Source organism: Mesotoga infera (assembly GCF_900157305.1).
Taxonomy (GTDB): Bacteria; Thermotogota; Thermotogae; order Petrotogales; family Kosmotogaceae; genus Mesotoga; species Mesotoga infera.
In genome coordinates, this window is the sequence record NZ_LS974202.1 from 42,921 (window position 1) to 61,374 (window position 18,454).

18 protein-coding genes are annotated in these 18,454 nt (G+C 46.0%); 14 read left to right on the forward strand and 4 right to left on the reverse strand.

The genetic code is table 11. The annotated features are described in order from the left end of the window. The first annotated feature begins 8 nt into the window (after positions 1–8). Both MESINF_RS00195 and lysA read left to right on the forward strand, forming a co-directional pair. Positions 9–1,106 (forward strand): aspartate aminotransferase family protein, encoded by a 1,098-nt coding sequence (locus tag MESINF_RS00195; protein ID WP_169697957.1) that lies wholly within the window; start codon positions 9–11, stop codon positions 1,104–1,106. 1 nt (position 1,107) lies between these two features. Beyond that, positions 1,108–2,235: a diaminopimelate decarboxylase gene (gene lysA / locus MESINF_RS00200; RefSeq protein WP_169697958.1), complete on the forward strand. Its 1,128-nt coding sequence runs from the start codon at positions 1,108–1,110 to the stop codon at positions 2,233–2,235. Positions 2,236–2,309: 74 nt separating this feature from the next. On the opposite strand, the gene MESINF_RS00205 is transcribed toward lysA, so the two are convergent. The 3 genes from MESINF_RS00205 to MESINF_RS00215 all read right to left on the reverse strand — a co-directional run bounded on the left by MESINF_RS00205 (position 2,310) and on the right by MESINF_RS00215 (position 5,150). Further along, positions 2,310–2,891 (reverse strand): hypothetical protein, encoded by a 582-nt coding sequence (locus MESINF_RS00205; RefSeq protein ID WP_169697959.1) that lies wholly within the window; start codon positions 2,889–2,891, stop codon positions 2,310–2,312. Between the two features lie 5 nt (positions 2,892–2,896). Further along, positions 2,897–4,186: a patatin-like phospholipase family protein gene (locus MESINF_RS00210; RefSeq protein ID WP_169697960.1), complete on the reverse strand. Its 1,290-nt coding sequence runs from the start codon at positions 4,184–4,186 to the stop codon at positions 2,897–2,899. A 79-nt stretch (positions 4,187–4,265) separates the two neighbouring features. Then, positions 4,266–5,150 carry an AEC family transporter gene (locus MESINF_RS00215; RefSeq protein WP_231936788.1) on the reverse strand — a complete coding sequence of 295 codons (885 nt, stop codon included), beginning with the start codon at positions 5,148–5,150 and terminating at the stop codon, positions 4,266–4,268. Positions 5,151–5,441: 291 nt separating this feature from the next. On the opposite strand from MESINF_RS00215, the gene MESINF_RS00220 reads away from it, so the two are divergent. The 8 genes from MESINF_RS00220 to MESINF_RS00255 all read left to right on the forward strand — a co-directional run bounded on the left by MESINF_RS00220 (position 5,442) and on the right by MESINF_RS00255 (position 13,378). Next, positions 5,442–6,617 (forward strand): DUF3798 domain-containing protein, encoded by a 1,176-nt coding sequence (locus MESINF_RS00220; RefSeq protein WP_169697962.1) that lies wholly within the window; start codon positions 5,442–5,444, stop codon positions 6,615–6,617. 77 nt (positions 6,618–6,694) lie between these two features. Continuing rightward, positions 6,695–8,299, forward strand: a complete 1,605-nt coding sequence (locus tag MESINF_RS00225) for a sugar ABC transporter ATP-binding protein (protein ID WP_169697963.1) — start codon at positions 6,695–6,697, stop codon at positions 8,297–8,299. Beyond that, on the forward strand, positions 8,292–9,335 hold the full coding sequence (locus tag MESINF_RS00230; RefSeq protein WP_169697964.1) for an ABC transporter permease subunit: 1,044 nt from the start codon (positions 8,292–8,294) through the stop codon (positions 9,333–9,335). The genes MESINF_RS00225 and MESINF_RS00230 overlap by 8 nt, the downstream gene beginning before the upstream one ends. After that, a complete protein-coding gene (locus MESINF_RS00235) occupies positions 9,332–10,471 on the forward strand; it encodes an ABC transporter permease (protein WP_169697965.1) in 1,140 nt (379 codons plus the stop codon). The genes MESINF_RS00230 and MESINF_RS00235 overlap by 4 nt, the downstream gene beginning before the upstream one ends. A gap of 2 nt (positions 10,472–10,473) precedes the next feature. After that, positions 10,474–10,851 (forward strand): DUF6672 family protein, encoded by a 378-nt coding sequence (locus MESINF_RS00240; RefSeq protein ID WP_169697966.1) that lies wholly within the window; start codon positions 10,474–10,476, stop codon positions 10,849–10,851. 92 nt (positions 10,852–10,943) lie between these two features. Continuing rightward, positions 10,944–12,482: an exodeoxyribonuclease VII large subunit gene (gene xseA / locus MESINF_RS00245; protein ID WP_169697967.1), complete on the forward strand. Its 1,539-nt coding sequence runs from the start codon at positions 10,944–10,946 to the stop codon at positions 12,480–12,482. A 1-nt stretch (position 12,483) separates the two neighbouring features. After that, the gene (locus MESINF_RS00250) at positions 12,484–12,840 is read left to right on the forward strand and encodes a hypothetical protein (protein WP_169697968.1); all 357 of its coding nucleotides are present in this window, start codon (positions 12,484–12,486) and stop codon (positions 12,838–12,840) included. A 1-nt stretch (position 12,841) separates the two neighbouring features. Further along, entirely contained in the window at positions 12,842–13,378 is a 537-nt protein-coding gene (locus MESINF_RS00255) for a GNAT family N-acetyltransferase (protein ID WP_169697969.1), read from the forward strand. Here MESINF_RS00255 and MESINF_RS00260 read toward each other — a convergent pair whose 3' ends face one another. Beyond that, positions 13,379–13,858, reverse strand: coding sequence for a hypothetical protein (locus MESINF_RS00260; RefSeq protein WP_169697970.1), 480 nt, complete (start codon positions 13,856–13,858; stop codon positions 13,379–13,381). A gap of 169 nt (positions 13,859–14,027) precedes the next feature. Here MESINF_RS00260 and MESINF_RS00265 point away from each other — a divergent pair, with 169 nt between their 5' ends. From MESINF_RS00265 to MESINF_RS00280, 4 genes are all read left to right on the forward strand, one after another. After that, positions 14,028–15,020 (forward strand): ABC transporter ATP-binding protein, encoded by a 993-nt coding sequence (locus MESINF_RS00265; protein ID WP_197712691.1) that lies wholly within the window; start codon positions 14,028–14,030, stop codon positions 15,018–15,020. After that, entirely contained in the window at positions 15,013–16,026 is a 1,014-nt protein-coding gene (locus tag MESINF_RS00270) for an ABC transporter ATP-binding protein (protein ID WP_169697971.1), read from the forward strand. The genes MESINF_RS00265 and MESINF_RS00270 overlap by 8 nt, the downstream gene beginning before the upstream one ends. A 42-nt stretch (positions 16,027–16,068) precedes the next feature. Next, positions 16,069–16,311: a chemotaxis protein gene (locus MESINF_RS00275; RefSeq protein ID WP_169697972.1), complete on the forward strand. Its 243-nt coding sequence runs from the start codon at positions 16,069–16,071 to the stop codon at positions 16,309–16,311. Between the two features lie 423 nt (positions 16,312–16,734). Beyond that, positions 16,735–18,426 carry an alpha/beta hydrolase-fold protein gene (locus MESINF_RS00280; RefSeq protein ID WP_231936789.1) on the forward strand — a complete coding sequence of 564 codons (1,692 nt, stop codon included), beginning with the start codon at positions 16,735–16,737 and terminating at the stop codon, positions 18,424–18,426. Positions 18,427–18,454: the final 28 nt, after the last annotated feature.

Genomic DNA, 18,454 nt, shown 5'->3' on the forward strand with positions numbered 1-18,454 from the left:
TGAGTTGCATGCTTTCGAGAGTGTACGACGCCCTTCCACTTAAAGTGGAAAGAGCTCACGGTGTAAGGATATCGACTGATAAGGGTGAGTTTCTTGACACCTTCGCCGGTATAGGAGTTCTCGCCTTCGGCCATACTGACGAAAAAACGATTGAAGCCATAAAAGAAAAGATCGGAAGATTCTCTCACACTTCCAACTATTTTCTCGATGAAGATGCCATATCACTTAGCCAAATGTTGCTTAATATGAGCTGTGGAGAAGGGGAGGTCTTCTTCACCAACTCGGGTACAGAGGCGACGGAGGCGGCGATCAAAGCGATCAGGAAGTTGAGAAGGGGAAAACTCGTTTCTTTCGAAGGTAACTTTCACGGCAGGACAATGGGGGCCCTTTCGCTTACCCACAGCCCGAAGCTTCGAACACCTTTTGAACCTTTGCTTCCAGATAGTATTTTTCTACCGCTTTCTGGAAGGGTTTTTGAGGAGTTCGCCAGGAACAACGAAATCGCGGGCGTTTTCGTTGAACCTGTACAGGGAAACAGCGGTGTTTATCCTCTACCTGAAGAACTAATCGAAGCTATTTCCAGCATGAAGGAAAAGTACGGTTTTTTGATAGTCGCCGATGAAATACAGAGTGGTCTTTGCAGGACCGGGGACTTTTTCGCCTACCAACATCACGATCTGCGAGCCGATATAATTACCGTGGGTAAGGCCGTCGGCGGTGGACTTCCTCTCGGCGCTGCTATCTTTTGTGGTGTGAGACCCTTCGCTATAGGAGACCATGGTTCAACCTTTGCACCAAATCCCGTGAGCCTGGCTGCCGGAAAGTCCGTGGTGGAGAGAATGGATACCACTCTTCTCGAAGGTGTTAAAATAAAAGGAAAGCACCTGCGCCTCGGAATAGAAAAGCTTGCATGGGTGAAGGAGATAAGGGGAAGAGGCCTTATGTTGGGACTTTCAACTCACGATCCGGCCCGAATAAAGGAGAAGGCCTTCGATAGAGGTGTCCTGCTCAACGTCACCGGAGGTAGCATAAGATTGCTCCCTGCACTAAATATCTCCATTGATGAAATAGATGAAATACTTGAAAGATTAGATTTTGGAGGTTGAGATGATCGATTTTCAGAAACTGGCGAACGACTACGGTACACCGCTCTACGTGTACGACGCTGTGGAGATAAGGGAGAGAATACGTAGGGCCAGGGAGGTCTTCAAAGGGTTCAACGCTGGTATAGTTTTTGCCCTCAAGGCCAATGGAAATCCTGCCCTTCTAAAGATAATGGCACAGGAAGGTGTTGGAGCGGATGTCGTTTCCAAAGGAGAACTCCTGGCGGCTAAAATGGCCGGAATGAAAACGATCGTATGGAACGGGAACGGGAAATGCTCCTCCGAGAGAGAGCATTTCACAAACAAGGGAATAAACTATGTATCTATCGATTCCTTTGAAGAGCTTCCTCTATGGGATGGAGTAGAAATAATAAAGCTTCTCAGGGTCAATCCCGACGTCGATGCCAGAACCCATCCACACATATCTACCGGTCTGAAATCACATAAATTCGGTGTTCCCATTGAAAAAATCGACAGGGTGGCAGACAGGATAGATGGTCTGCATGTACATATCGGTTCTCAAATCACCGAAGTAGCTCCATTTTTAGATGCTTACTCGAAAGTTCTCGACTGCGCGAAGAAGTACGGTTTCAAATACATTAACCTTGGTGGGGGCTGGGGAATAGATTATTCAGGTGATTCACTCGATATTGAAGCTCTGAAATCGGGAATTACAGCACTTTTTTCCGATTACGACGGTAAATTAATCAGCGAATTGGGACGTTTTATAGTAGGGCCGGCCGGATACCTCGTTGCCGGCGTGGTGAGTGTGAAACACTCAGATAAGGTCTTTGTAGTCACCGATGCAGGTATGAACACTCTCATTAGACCGGTGCTTTACGATGCACATCACAGGATACGCGTTCTAAATGGAACTGGAAAGACTGTTACCGCTGATGTTGTCGGGCCGTTATGCGAAAGCGGAGATATACTGGCCCGCGACAGGAGATTGGAGATACCTATACCGGGCAGTGCAATAGTCTTCGAAAACGCCGGGGCATATGGTTTTTCAATGGCCAGCAATTACAATGGGATGCCTCTTCCGGCAGAAATTCTCGTAGATGGTAAAGAAGTAAAACTTATAAGGAAACGTCAGAGCATAGAGGAGCTTTTCGTAAACGTAAAAATATGATCTCTTAAGTTGCAAGAGAGCGTTTGCAAAACAGTGAAGTCGAACCTCTTCAACCTCCAACTTTTTATATTGTCTTAGAAGGCATAGCCAATACCTATTAATCCTCCATCTGGAATTGTCGTACCTCCAACCAGTGGAAAATCGATATCGAAATAAACCCGGCCGTTGTTCACCGAGATACCTGGAATAAAACCGACTTCACTTGCCACGAAGAGCTGGAGTTTTGCCGCTATCATCCAGTCCATAATCTTGAGTCCTACGATCGGCGCTATCCTTATATAAGGTTCGAACAGAGTCTCGTTGTTGCCAGACTTAGATAAAAAGAAGAAGCCACCGCTCGCCAGAAGGGCTATGTTTGAAAATCCAGGAATTCCGAACTTGGCACCTCCTTCGAGAGTTATCGAAGGAGAGTTTATGAAGATACTAGGTAAAGCCGCTCTAAAAGAGGCCTCTACGTAATCAGTCAAGCCCATTCTTGCCAGGTACTGAAAAGTCCACGGGACGACGATAGCTTCGTTGAAGCCGACGAGCAAGTCCATTCCGATGGCGTGTTTCACGGTTCCTTTGGGCTGGATCTCCGGTCCCATAAGTAGGGACATCGGAACACAACCTGAAAAAATCAAAAGTATTACTATGATTGGGAATATCCATTTCATAGCGATCACTCCTTTACGTCACTCAAAGTGTCGAAAGAGGATTTGAATAAAGAAAACTTCTCTGGGAGTTCCGGCAACTGGGCATTCTCGTAAAGATATAGTACAAACTCGAGAGCCTTGCTGTACGGAACCAAAGATTCCTTGGATGGTTTTATCCCGTCTCTCTCGTGAGCGGCTTTAATCTCTTTAAGTATCTCGCCGGTACTGTATAGCATCAAATTGTTAATTTTCAGCTGACGGGCGAGGTTATCCAGTAGAACCAGAGTTGGCATTGGCAGTTTGTAGATCTTTTCAAGCGACTCAACGAAATCCCGGTAAAAACTTTCGGGGGAAGGCCATCTCACAGGATCACCTATAAACTCGATCGCCTCAAGTTGCTTTTCTATAGGAAGCGAGCCGAACATTATCTCCAGAACATCACGATCTTCGAATATGTAGGTATATTCACCTATTACTAGGCCGAAAGCGGCTAGCGTATCTAGATAACCTTCTTCGATCTGAAGTTGTATCTTTTCGGGATCAAAGTCGAGAGTACTACCGTACATGATGCGCGGAATTACGTGTGTGACTTTTGCTCCTTGTACGAAGGCCTGAAATCTGGCTACCCTATCCCTCAATGCAACTCGCCCTATATCGACAAGTACGATGTTTCTGAATCCTCTCTGAAGAGCCATCTCCACCGGTTGATTCGAATAGATCCCCCCGTCTATGAAAGCCTTTCCATCTACTTTAACAGTTTGAAAGCCTGGGAAATCAGCGCTGGCCATTATGTAATCGATAAGCTTTCCATCAGGAATATCTTCTATGAAAAGCATTTCCGGTCGCAGATCCGTCAGATCGAAAGTTACAAGTCCAAAATCTACCCCAGAGTCCCTGATTGTCTTTTCTGAAATCAATTCCTCAAGTAATTCTCTCAGAGGTGAAACGTCTATACCCTTTCTTATTATATCGATAGCTCCCTGGAAAAGTTCACCGACACTCCAGTCATTTGAACCACCGTAAGCATCTATCAACGCTTTTTGCCCCTGCGTTGGCCTCATCACTTTGCTTTCGGAGATATCTCTCCATACCTCCAGAGCCTTTTCAAAATCCCCCTGGGCAACTGCCGCAGCGTTCAGAGAGCCAACAGAAGTGCCATAGACTCCACCTATCTCTATGCCCAGATCTATCAGAGCCTTCCAGGCGCCAATTTCGTAACCACCTTTGGCACCGCCACCGGAAAGAACCAGCCCTACACTAGACAAAGCCAGAGATACTATCATCAAAAACAACAAGACTAGAACGGAATTCTTCATCTTCTCACCTCTCTTTCGAATAGCTAAATGATACCATCACAGCTTTTATCTGAGAAAGGTGGAGCGAATATCTTCACGGTCAAGCGAACAACGAAATTATTACAGGAATACTCACCAGTGAGAAGAAGGTAGAAGCTGCGATCAATCTCGATGCGAGATCGTAATCGGAATCGTACATCCTGGCAAATATGGAAGTATTGGCCGCCGCCGGCATGGCGCTCATGATTATAAGGATTTTCTCTACAACATCGGGCAATTCTACCAGTTGCAGGAAGAGAAAAACAGTGAAAGGAACGGCAAGAAGTTTGAAAAGACTATACACTATAACTCTTTGGTCTCCAAGCACACTCTTTATGTTGGTTTCGGCTAGAGTAATACCGGTTACAACCATGGCCAGGGGAACCGTGCACTTTCCTAGCAAATTCAATGACTCTTCTAGAAAACCCGGTAAAGGAATCGAAAAAAGGAACAGGATCAAACCTATTAGAAGAGAGATTATCCCTGGATTGAGCAAACATTTTCTCCTGTCACCAGATTCTTTTCCGGCTATGATTCTCAGACCGGCTGTCCATGTAAGAACATTGAACCAGATATTGAACACACCTGTATAGAAGACACCTTCTCTACCGAGAACCATCTCCACCACAGGGTACCCCATATAGACCACATTCCCCAGCAGCAAAGCGTAAAGAACAACGGCCCCGGCTTTCCCTTCGAGTTTGAGCAGCCTGACTGTAACGAGTCCCAAGATCCATAGAAAAACGTATAGAATCCCCCCGCTTAAGAGCAAAATGAAAGAGCTGGAAAGCATTTCGAATGAAAATTGGAATTGCATAGAGTCGATCACAAGCGCTGGAAGAGTCACATAAAGAACAAAAGAAGAAAGTCCTTTCGTGAAGGAATCTTCTACGAGTCTTGCCTTTTTTATTGCGAAGCCTACCCCGATTAAAACGAAAAAAGTCAATACTTTACCTACTATTGGATTCATCACGATAATTATAAGCCAGTATATTCAAGAAAGACCGTGATGACGAAAGAATAGAGGTATTGCGGGAGGCTTTGTACCCAAAGCGTTCTTAATCTGGATTTCTCAAAGGATATTCTATTGTGATAAACTTGTAAATGAGGTTCGATCCTTTCCTTTTTTTTCTGTCCGGTATCACCGGTTTCTATTTGGTCGTGAGAGTGGAGTTGATATTATTCAGGATGCCATATCGGCAGCCCATACACCTTAACAGAAAAAGGGGGTTTTTGAATGCGCAAAGTACTTCTAGTTCTTGTGACAGTTCTTTTGAGCGCCGCGCTCCTTGTTGCGGTAGACTTTCACATCGGTGTCGTAACAGGTACAGTATCACAGTCCGAGGATGATCTCAGAGGGGCCGAAGCTTTGATCAAAAAATACGGAGACGCCGCCTCCGGAGGAATGATCGTCCATCTTACCTACCCGGACAATTTCATGTCGGAACAGGAAACGGTTATCGCTCAGATCACCGGTCTCGCCGATGATCCTCTTATGAAAGCTATCATCGTCAACCAGGCCATCCCGGGAACGGTTGAAAGTTTCAGAAGAGTGAGAGAAGTAAGGCCGGATATTCTTCTCCTGGCGGGACTTCCCCATGAAGATCCTCCAATGTTGGCCGACGCTGCCGACCTATCGGTTAATGCCGACTCTATCGCCCGTGGCTACCTCATTATCTACACTGCCAAGCAGCTGGGTGCCGAGAAGTTCATGCACATCTCGTTCCCCAGGCACATGTCTTACGAACTACTATCCAAGAGAAGAGACATCATGAGAGCAGCCTGTGAAGAATTGGGTCTCGAATTTATCGATATGGGCTCTCCAGACCCGGTTAGCGATGTTGGCGTGGCTGGTGCGCAGCAGTTCATACTTGAGAAGGTTCCAGCATGGCTTCAGGAGTACGGTAACAAGACTGCCTTCTTCTGTACCAATGATGCGCACACAGAACCTCTTCTGAGAAGGGTCGCAGAACTCGGTGGGTATTTCATCGAAGCCGACCTCCCGTCACCATTGATGGGTTACCCTGGTGCTCTCGGAGTAGCCTTTACGGAAGAAGAGGCCGGTAATTGGCCAGCAATTCTTGCCAAGGTTGAAGAAGCCGTTGTTTCCAAAGGTGGAGCTGGTAGAATGGGAACTTGGGCTTACTCTCTCGGTTACACCACGACCGCCGCTCTTGCCGAGCACGCGAAGAATGTAATAGAAGGCAAATGCGCTGTTGACGATTTCGATGCAGTTATGTCCGTTTTCGCCGAGTACACACCGGGAGCCGGTTGGAATGGAAGCTATTACATCGATGCCGATGGTATCGAGAGAGAGAACTTCATCATGATCTACCAGGATACCTATATCTTCGGCAAGGGTTACATGGGAATCACAGAAGTCGAAGTTCCACAGAAGTATCTTGAATTTTAATTGAAATAGCACAAAAAAAGGGGGGGCAACCCCCCTTTTCTTGACGCTTCTCAACTTACGGAGTTTGGGGTGAAGTCATGGATGAAAAAAACTATATGTTGAGAATGGAAGGTATTAGCAAGGATTTTTTCGGCAACCAGGTTTTGAAAGACGTAACCTTAAGAGTCGGCAAGGGAGAGATAGTGGGACTGGTAGGCGAAAACGGTGCCGGCAAGTCCACCCTGATGAATATACTATTCGGATTGCCCGTCATTAATCAGACGGGTGGTTACCAGGGAAAGATATATCTCGAAGATAAAGAAGTGAATTTCGCAAGTCCTTTTGAGGCAATTGAAGCCGGAATTGGAATGGTACACCAGGAGTTCATTTTGATACCTGGATTTACGGCAACGGAAAATATCCTTCTCAATAGGGAATCGACTAAATACAACATTTTCGTGGAAGTCTTTGGAGAGAGATTAAAAACTCTGAATAGAGAAGAGATGCATAAAAGAGCCATTTCAGCTATCGAGAAGTTAGAAGTTCAGCTTAATCCCGACATGTTGGTCAGCGAAATGCCTGTCGGGCATAGGCAGTTCACTGAAATTGCCAGAGAAATGGACAGAAAATCCACAAAGTTGCTAGTTCTAGACGAACCGACCGCCGTATTAACTGAATCGGAGGCAGAAACGATGCTGAAAGCTGCCAGAAAACTCGCAAACCTCGGTTTGTCCGTCATCTTTATTAGTCATAGATTGAGCGAGGTTCTGGCTATATCTGATAGACTGATCATTCTCAGGGATGGACAAGTGGTCCGCGAACTCGAATCTTCCAGCACCACCCCTAGGGAAGTCGCTTCGTTGATGGTTGGTCGTGAGATTAAGGAAGATCTGTCAAAAAAATCGATAGAATTCAAAAAGCCAGAAATTGTTCTGGAGATAAAGGATCTGTGGGTCGATATGCCCGGCGAGCAGGTGAACGGGGTCGATCTACAGGTTAGCAAGGGTGAAATTTTGGGAATTGGTGGACTCGCCGGTCAGGGCAAACTGGGAATTGCCAACGGGATAATGGGACTCTTTCCAGCCGAGGGAGAGGTATTTTATAAAGGCGAAAGACTGCCCTTGAACAACCCTGTGGGAGTGTTGAGCAAGGGTATAGCATTCGTATCCGAGGACAGGAGAGGAGTCGGCCTCTTACTGGATGAGCCCATAGATCTCAACATAGTCTTCACCGCTATGCAGATACAGGGAAGGTTTATCAAAAAGCTGATGGGCGGGTTAATTAAATGGCGTGATGATAAAGAAATCGCCAGGGTAGCCCGAGAGTATGTTGACTCTTTGCAGATTAAGTGTGTGAGCGAGAAGCAAAATGCTAAAGAGCTTTCGGGAGGAAATCAGCAGAAAGTCTGTCTTGCCAAAGCCTTTGTTCTGGAGCCAGATTTCCTTTTTGTTTCTGAACCTACAAGAGGTATAGATGTTGGCGCTAAAAGTGTCGTCCTGGAGACTCTAAAAAGACAGAACAGGGAACACGGAACAACAATCGTAATGACCTCTTCAGAGCTTGAAGAATTGCGATCGATCTGCGACAGGATAGCCATCGTCAGCGAAGGGAAAATAGTCGGTATTCTACCTCCAACAGCCGATCCAGCCGATTTTGGGCTACTGATGCTCGGAGAACAGAAAGAGGTGAAAGCCGGTGTTTGAGAAAATCAAAAAGTTCATCGAAAAGGCTGGCTGGCCTAGAGTTATCATCGGATTGTTCCTATTGTCTCTGTTTTTTGTAGCACCTTTCGTAGGAATAAAGGTGAGCACTTCTATAAGCGACACGATCGTCAGATTCGCAATGAACGCGGTTCTGGTACTTTCGTTGGTTCCAATGGTCCAATCTGGGTGCGGACTGAACTTTGGAATGCAACTAGGAGTTATCGCCGGACTGATCGGAGCCATAACCAGTATAGAGTTAGGGATGACTGGTCTGGCAGGTTTCCTGACCGCGATCGTTATCGCCATTCCCTTTGCGGCAATTCTCGGATTTCTGTACGGGTTACTGCTTAACAGGGTTAAGGGTGATGAAATGGTCGTTGCTACTTATGTCGGATTCTCTTCTGTTGCTTTCATGAGTATGATGTGGCTTCTACTGCCCTACAAGAGTCCTAATATGATCTGGGGTTATGGCGGCGAAGGTTTGAGAACGACCATAAGCGTTGAGGGCTACTGGCTAGGCGTTTTGAACGACTTTCTAAGTATCAAGGTTGGAAATTTCTTTTTCCCGACCGGCACGATAGTCTTTTTTGGGCTTATGGCTTTGATTGTTTGGGCCTTCTTTAAAACGAAACTCGGTACCGCTATGACTGCCGCGGGGTCAAATCCAGTATACGCCAGGGCGGCCGGTGTGAATGTTGACAGGATGAGGGTGCTTTCAGTCGTTATTTCTACGATAATAGCCGCGGTCGGGATACTCGTTTACGAACAGAGTTTCGGTTTTATACAGCTCTACATGGCGCCTCTGCTCATGGCATTTCCCGCAGTCGCCGCGCTCCTGCTAGGTGGCGCTTCGGTTTCCAAAGCGTCGATGGGAAACGTTATAGTCGGAACGTTCCTATTTCAGGGTATCCTTACAATGACGCCCTCTGTCATGAACAACATCATAAAGAGCGATATGTCGGAGGTAATAAGGATAATCGTTTCCAACGGTATGATTGTTTATGCTCTGACAAGAAGAATGAAGGTGAGAACATGAAAGATCAGAGCCTTACCCGTGCGAAAAGTCCGTTAGCCAGATTTGTTATTTCCAACGCAGTTCCCATTCTTTTTATAGTACTGCTAATATTTGCCATACCACTTTCAGGTTTTTCTATCGATTATCTGATCAACGAAATAATAACCAGATTGGGTAGAAACTCCTTTCTGGTCATTTCTCTCTTGATACCTGTAATGGCTGGAATGGGATTAAACTTCGGTATCGTACTTGGAGCCATGGCCGGTCAAATAGGGCTCATCTTCATGCTTGACTGGGGTGTCGTGGGTATCCCCGGCATCTTGCTGGCGATGCTCATAGGTACGCCGATTGCGATTCTTTTGGGATTGCTGGCAGGTACGATCCTGAACAGGGCCAAGGGTAGAGAAATGGTAACGTCTATGATTCTAGGTTTTTTCATTAACGGTATTTATCAGTTGACGATTCTGTACGGTATGGGAAGCTTAATACCGATTACCAGCAATAAAATACTTCTTCCGAGAGGTTACGGTGTGAGGAACGCTCTCGATCTTATCAGCGTGAGAAAGGTACTCGACAATATGTGGTCGATCAATATCGGCAACATCTCTATACCGCTCGGTGTATTCTCGATAATAATCGGTCTGTGTGTCTTCGTTTACTGGTTCACCAAGACCAAACTCGGGCAGGATATGAGGGCCGTCGGGCAGGATATGCAAGTTGCGGCCACGGCAGGTATAAACGTTGACCGGACCAGGACGCTTTCGATAATAATATCTACCGTGCTCGCTTGTTTCGGTCAGATAATCTTCCTGCAAAATATAGGAACGATAAACACTTACAATTCTCACGACCAGGTTGGAACCTTCGCAATTGCGGCTTTACTAATAGGTGGGGCGTCGGTAGTGAAGGCTACAATACCGAATGTATTCATCGGTATAACACTTTTTCATTTGACTTTTATAGTCGCTCCGAGAGCCGGCAAAGAACTTCTTGGCCAGGCACAGATAGGTGAATTCTTCAGAGTCTTCGTCTCCTACGGAATCATCGCGATATCGCTTGCACTTTACGCCTGGAGAAGACAGGTAGAAAAAGAAACGGAAAGAAGGCAGGCGAAAGCAGCTATCAAGGCGGCCATAGAAGATAGGGCGGAGGGATGATGATGAAGAGGAATATAATCAGACTGATTCTTGTGGTCGTACTAATAGCCCTGGGATTTGGTCTGTATGTTCTGGGAAAAGAGCACAAGATATTCGTGGACAACAGGGATATCGTGATAGATGGAACCGAGTTGAAATCAACCAATCCTTTTATTGTGAGTGTTGACAATGTCGATCTTCAAGAGGTTGGTAAGGGAAAGAGAAAAGTCGCTTATTCGCCAGGACCATGGCATACGGTAAAAGCGATCGAGAAGCTCCCGGATGGAACCACGCGAGAATTCGTCAAAAAATTCACTTTGTCACCAAAAGACACAGCTACCATTAACTTACCTGCACTGATATCTGGAAAGGATGGGTGGCTTATTATAGAGGGCGAGTAATCGCCCTCTTTTCTATAACTCCCGCCGTATTTCAATAGCTATTCTGTTATCATCTTTAAGAACAGTAAGACTGCTTCCCGGAGGAAATAGAGATGGAGGAATTTACCCTCGAATTCAAAGACATCGAAAATTTGCTCGAACATATCAAGAGCGTATTGGTTCGTGTCGGTCTAAACAATCTCAGAGTAAGATTTCCGGCTGATGTCACAAACGTCGGGTCTAAGGGAAACTATGTCTATATAAACGTTTCACAGGACTACACAGAACGTGGTATCAAGAGAAAGATCGATCTGAACATGATCGCGGAGTTGGCGGCTTTCGGTAGAATGGGAAGACAGCTCGGATTGAAATCATCGAGCGAGCTCAAGGGCAAAAAGTGGCAATTTCAGGGTACTATCAGTTTTTACAAACCGCGAGCCAGTTTCTCTATATGGATAGATACTATCGCACCGCTGGGCGAATCGGATATTACGGTACGGCGACGAGAGATCTACAACGCCTTGAAATCGAGAAACGCACTCAGAACCGAGGAACACGAATTAAGCGAGCTCCAGCCTATACGAAAAATTGCAGTCATCTCATCGCCTACGGCTGCGGGGTTGGGAGATTTCTACTCCAATTTGAATCTGAAAGAGCCGTACAAACCCGTGATCCATCTATACGAGTCTTTCATGCAGGGTAGCGAGACCGTTCCGGGTATCTTGAAGGCTCTCAACATGATCAAGACCTCTCCTATCGAGTATGACGTGGTAGTTATCACACGCGGGGGCGGTTCGGCGATCGACCTTATGTATTTCGACGATCTCGACCTGGGGATGGCTATATCGGTTTTCAGCAGAGAATACTGCCCGATCCTGAGCGCCATAGGTCACGAACGCGATTTTACCATACCGGATTTCGTCTCTTGGAAGCGTTTCGATACACCCACCGCCGCTGCGAAAGCCATAACTGAACAGGTAAATAATTACATCGAAAGCCTGAATCAAGCGGAAGCAACGTTGAAAAAAGAGATTGAATGGCTCTTCGAGAGGGCTCTCTCTTTAACTGAGTTCGAGAAACTCAGAGATTTTTCCACTAGAGTCGAAACACTTATTGAAAGATCCGAAGAGCAGTTCGAAACAGTTGCCGAAAGAGCTTCGAGACGGCTGCTGTCAGAAATCGAAAGAGCTGCTTCCTTCATAGACTCCCTTGATAGAGATAGTTACGGTATCATAATTGAAAGGGCCCTTGAGAGAGTTTCAATACTTACGGACAATCTTTTCGAAAGGGCCTGTGTAATTCTGGACAGGCATCTTGAAGAATCCACGAGTGCACTCGAAAAGGTAACTATTGATGTGTCTTTGGACAATCTTTTATTCCGGGCAGATACTTCTCTGGATCTTTTCGAGAAAGGTGTGGCGAGATCGCTTGAAAGGATCCTATCTAGCGCGTCTAGTTATCTCGATGAGCTTTCTTCTGGGTTGGTGGAGCACGGTGGTTATGCGGCATCTCTAATTCTAGGCGGAGTTGTTTTGAAAAGAGGTTCTCAAGTTGTCAAAAGCGTCATAGATGTTGCCCGGGGCGACAGATTGGAATGCTATCTCGCCGATGGGCGGGCGACAATCATTATTGATGAAGTTATGGAGGTGTGAGATGGAAGAAAAGACTATAGAGGGAATATTGAAGCTCAAGGAAGAACAGATAAACTCCATGGATTTCAAGAAGCTCCTCGCATACATCAGATCGATCGACGAATACTTCAGGAGCAATACTCAACCTGATGTTGAAACGGCTCTCAAAACCTATCAGAAAGCGATTCAACTCCTGACGGCCGCCAGAATGAGGCTTATGACGTTGAAAAAAGAGAAGGAGGAACTGGACAGAAAATACTCTCAATTCCTCGCATCTATTTCCGAGGGTGCGAGCGTGGACTCAAACTACGGTGAAACAGAAACGGAGGTTGAAGAGGAACCGACCGATACAGAAAAGAACGGTAGGCTTCCTTTTTAATATGAACGTGACAGAGAGACCTTTCAGAGGCATAGAAAGTTTAGAGATTAGACCGGTCTGCGAAGAAGATGCGCAGAAAGTAATTGAATATATCAATCTGGTAAGTGGTGAGAGCGATTACTTGAGTTTCGGCGAGAACGAGTTCAAAATTACCGTCGAAGAGGAGAGAGAAATTATCAGATCTTTCAGAGAACGAGATAACTGCCTGATGATCGCTGCACGGCTTGAGGAGAAAATTGTGGGATTGCTTACTTTTGAAGGTGGACACAGAGAAAGACTGAAGCACAGAGGCGAGTTCGGCCTCACAGTTGCTAAAGAATACTGGGGAATGGGGATAGGGAAAAGACTTATCGAATACATGATCGAAACAGTAAAAAAGAATGGTATTACAAGAATCGGCCTTCAAGTTAGAGCCGATAATGAGCGGGCCATAAAGCTTTATTCTAATTTTGGTTTCGTGAAAGAAGGCCACCTCAAGAGATTCATGAAAATAAGAGAAAAGTACTTCGATTTTCTTCAGATGGGTAAAGACCTTTGATTACTTCTTTTTGAGAAGAATCAACACTCCAAAACCAATAAGAAGTGCACCTACGGTTATTATCGCCCATTTTGAAAGCACCGAAGGTATAAGCGATATCACTGCGACAAGGGTGAGCACAAATATCGGTGTTAATAGTGCTCTAGGTTTTCTTCCACCGGCCAGGTACAGCTGTAATAGTCCGACTGCCGGAGCAAGTATGAAAAGAGCCCAGCCTCCACTCTCGTAGAAACCGTCGAAGGCCACCCCAAGAGTGAGTGCAAGAGCGACGGTCAGCAACACACCTCCTGCAACGAAAAGACCCTTTTCCGCTCTGATGGCGTTGTATTCCATTATCAGTCCTGGAACCCATATGAATAGCAACCAGAAATTCTCCAGCAACGAAGGGACAAAAATAATCGACAGTCCCAGGGCAATAACTATGACGCCCATTAAGACCTGAGCGATACTGCTTTTTGGTGAAACTCTTTCTTCAGGCATGATTACACCTCCCCCATTCACTCTCTTTATATAATACCCGAAAAGGGTTGTAGTAACGAAATTGTAATTGAATCTCTGCAGTCTATCATCTCCCATACCACCGCAGGTCAATAATTCTTGAATGCTATAATTGGCCTGTTGGCAATGAACTCTTTGAGGGGGGGCTGACTTGAACAATAGGGTACTGGAAGTGAGAGACCTCAAGATGCATTACATAATAAAAGGCGGTTCCGTAAAGGCCGTGGATGGAGTTACTTTCACTCTTGATAAGGGGGAAGCGCTTGGTGTAGTAGGTGAATCGGGATGTGGAAAGACCTCGCTTGCAATGGCAATTCTCAAGTTGCTCACGGAAAACGCCAGCTTCGTCAGCGGAAACATCTTCTTTTCGAAGGACGGCAATAAAACAGATTTGGTAAGACTGGGAGAAGAAGAGATGCGCCGATACAGGTGGAAAGAAATCTCGATGATCTTTCAGGCTGCTATGAACTCCCTGAATCCAGTTTACAGGGTCGGAGACCAGATCTCTGAGGCCATGAAGACGCATTTTCCCAGCATTTCAAAAGAAGAGATATCCGAAAGGATTTCACACCTTTTCCGTCTGGTAGGTCTTGACCCTGCGAGAATGAATTGCTATCCACACGAATACAGCGGAGGCATGAAGCAACGGGCGATAATAGCCATGGCGTTGGTCTGCGATCCTGCAATCGTTATTGCGGATGAACCGACCACAGCACTAGATGTGATAGTTCAGGGCAGAATACTGAAAAGACTGAGAAACATTCAGGAAGAGTCGAAAACATCGATTATCTACATCTCTCACGATATCGCGGCTATAGCTCAAGTCTGTGACAGAATAGCCATAATGTACGCCGGCAAGATAGTGGAACTGGCAGGAACCGCTGCAATATTCAATAGACCGGCTCACCATTACACTGCAGCTTTGATGGCAGCCTTCCCGTCGATAACCGGACAAAAGAAAAGACTTGTAGCTATAGAGGGAGAACCACCGGATCTGGTAAATCCTCCAGTCGGTTGTCGTTTCGCTTCCAGATGTAGTTCGGCCGAAAGAATCTGCTTTGAGAGTGAACCAAAAAGCATGGAAATTGCGGAAAATCATCTGACTGCCTGCCATTTCCCGCTGGGGGTGGGGGTCCATGCCTGAAGTTCTTTCTGTTAAAAATCTAACAAAGTTCTTCCCACTGCCTGGAAGGTTTTTCAGAATCTCAAAATCAGCCCTGAGCAACGTGCATGCTGTTGAAGATGTCACCTTCGAAATCTCCGACAACGACTCCCTGGCTCTAGTGGGAGAATCCGGGTGTGGGAAGACAACTACAGGCAGATTAATAGTCGGTTTGGAAAAACCTACCGGTGGGAGGATATTTTTTGGAAGAAGGGATATAACCGATCGGCTCATCGACGGAAAATATGTCCACAATGGAGACGGATCTGATATCGGAGAAATAAGGCGCAAGATACAGATGATTTTCCAAGATCCATACGATTCGCTAAATCCAAGAATGACTATCGACGAGATAGTGTCAGAACCTCTATTGGTGAACCAGCTAGGCACGTCCAAAGACAGGGCATTGAAAGTGAAAGAAACACTGGAGGCTGTTGGGCTTTCTCCAGCTTCATTATACACGCAGCGATACCCTCACGAGCTTTCAGGAGGTCAACGCCAGAGAATAGCGATAGCACGTGCCATAATACTAAACCCATCTTTCATTGTGGCTGATGAGCCTACATCTATGCTTGATGTCTCGGTTAGAGCAGGAATTATGGAGCTTTTCAAAGATCTCACCAAAAGAATAGGGGCAGCCTATCTTTACATTACACACGATCTGGCCGTTGCCAGGTATATGGTTCAGAGAATCGCGGTGATGTATCTGGGAAAGATCGTTGAGATCGGGCCAACCGAGGAGATACTCGCAAACCCCCTTCACCCATACACCCGAGCCCTCTTACAGGCTGTACCCGTTCCGGATCCGGAAGCTCGAAGAGATGAACCGGACATACTGGGGCAGATATCGAAGCCGATTGATCCCCCTGATTATTGCAGGTTTTACGACCGATGCCCCCTGAGAACCGACAAATGCGCCAGAGAAAAACACCCGCCGCTCAGCGATTACGATAATGGACACTTTGCAGCTTGCTACGTGATCGACTGAATACTGCCAGATACCGGCGGAAAAATTATGGAGGTGGTTTCTTTGTTCTACAGATCTAGGAATATGGGAATTTTCAACCTTGAGCTCTTTGTGAACCACGGTGCCAGGGGTAAAAGTTATATAGCTACCCTTAGCCAGAAAGAGGAAATAGTGATCGAAAGTCTTCGGAGCGAGGAAGATGCACTTCTCTTCGAAGAGTTCATCTGGGCTTCTCTTCAGCGGGTGCGAGATTATATAGAATTCAAGGATTTCGAAAGCTTCTCCCATGGTCGAAGACAACAATAAAAATTCATTGTCGGCAGTAATCCGTAACTATACGGAATACGAACAAAAATGTAAATAAGTCCGCACGGCGTTCAAAAACCAAAGGATGCGATGTATAATGCCAATAATAACCGGTGAATCGAATAAACCGGTGAAGAGGGGGTAAGGCAGATGGAATTGTCAGGTGTTTTAAAGATTTTTCTTTCACCAGAAGCTCTTACTGATGCTGCTAAAGGCGTGCACTTCTTCGTTTCGCGCAGAGAATCCTCTCTTCGTCTTCGTTGACACTATCCGATAATCTATTAGTACTTCCAGCATTCTGATTCATTTAAGTTTTTCATTCATCATTCACAAATTCCGTAATTTTTGCACAGCTCTTGCGATCGAAGAGTTCTTCGATCGAAGGTATGAGCCAGTTGTATGTCAGCTACATGGAGGTGGAAAATGGCAGGGAAAAAGCTCCTTATCGTTGCAATAATGGTTACTTTTTTTAGCGTGATGGCTTTGTCCATCAGCTTTGAAATTTCAATCGATGAAGCTACAGTTAGTGAAATCGCCGCTCTTGGACTCGAAACGCCTATCAACGGTAGAGTTTTCGTTATTGTCACCAAAGACTCATCTAGCGAGCCGATGTACCAGACAGACGTTAGAGGTGTTCCATTCTGGGGAAAGGATGTCTTCGAATTCACCAGTGACGATCTTGTCAGTATATCTTCCGATGATCTCGAAGTAATAGGCTATCCGATAAAGATCGAAGAACTGCCGGCCGGCGATTACTACGTTCAGGCCTTTTTGAACGTATATACAACCTTCAACAGGGCCGATGGTCATACGGTGCTGATGCACGACGATACAGGTGATGGACAGTGGTTCTGGGAATCCATTGGAAACGCTTACAGTGTCGCGAAAAAGACCTATATCGATCCTACGAACTGGGGAACGATAAAACTTACACTCTCTAAGGTAATTAAACCCGATTATGAACTGGAACCGGGAATGGTACTTCAGCAGGGTAATTACAAAGATACGGAATGGGTCAAATACGTAAAGATCAAGAGTGAAGTGGTTTCGGAGTTCTGGGGAAAGGATATGTACATCGGCGCCAATGTGCTGCTTCCAAAAGGCTACTACGACAACCCCGATGTCTACTATCCTGTTATCTATTACCAGGGACACTTCCCCGGATCGAGCGCCCCGGTCGGATTTAGGGTTAACAACAATGTTTACAAGTTTTGGACCTCAGAAGGGATTGCCAATTTCATAGCCGTTTCCTTTAGGGACGCGACACCTTATTACGATACCTCTTATTCTGTGGACTCTGTTAACTCCGGGCCTTATGGAACGGCTATAACTGAAGAACTGATCCCATATCTCGAAAGCCAATTCCGAATGATACCGGAAAAATGGGCTAGAATACTGGCCGGTGGCTCTACCGGAGGCTGGGAAGCTCTTGCAATGAAAGTCTTCTACCCCGACATTTTCGGTAGAACGTATGTGTGGTATCCCGATAGCGTTGACTTCAACTACTATCAGCTAATAAACATCTACAATGACGATAACGCCTATTATAGCGACTTTGGATGGATAAAAACCGAAAGACCAAGCGCTAGAGACACCCACGGTAATATTCGATTCACCGTTAAGCAGGAAAACTATTTTGAAATGGCTGCTGGCCCGAGCAACAGGTCAGGAGGTCAGTGGTCTGTTTGGGAAGCGACCTACGGTCCGGTGGGAGTCGATGGGTTCCCTCAGCCAATCTGGGATCAAGTGACCGGCGAGATCAACAAAGATGTCGCCGAATACTGGAAAGAAAACTACGACTTGAACTACATACTTCAAAAGAATTGGGAAGAGCTGGGACCTAAGATAGCCGGAGATGTTCACGTGGCGGTCGGTGATATGGACAACTACTATCTGAACGAAGCGGTATATCTTCTCAAGAATGCAATGAAAAAGATGGAGAATCCCGTGTCAGATATGACTTTCGACTTCGGACCCAACCAAGGCCACGGCTGGAAGGGTTGGAGTCCAACCAAACCGAATGTTGCGCTGGCAAACGAAGAGTGGTTGGAACAACTATCTAATTACATGATCGAACACGCCCCGGAGAACGCAAACAAGAACTGGATCTACTGATAAACCGATTCAGAATGCTGGAACGACC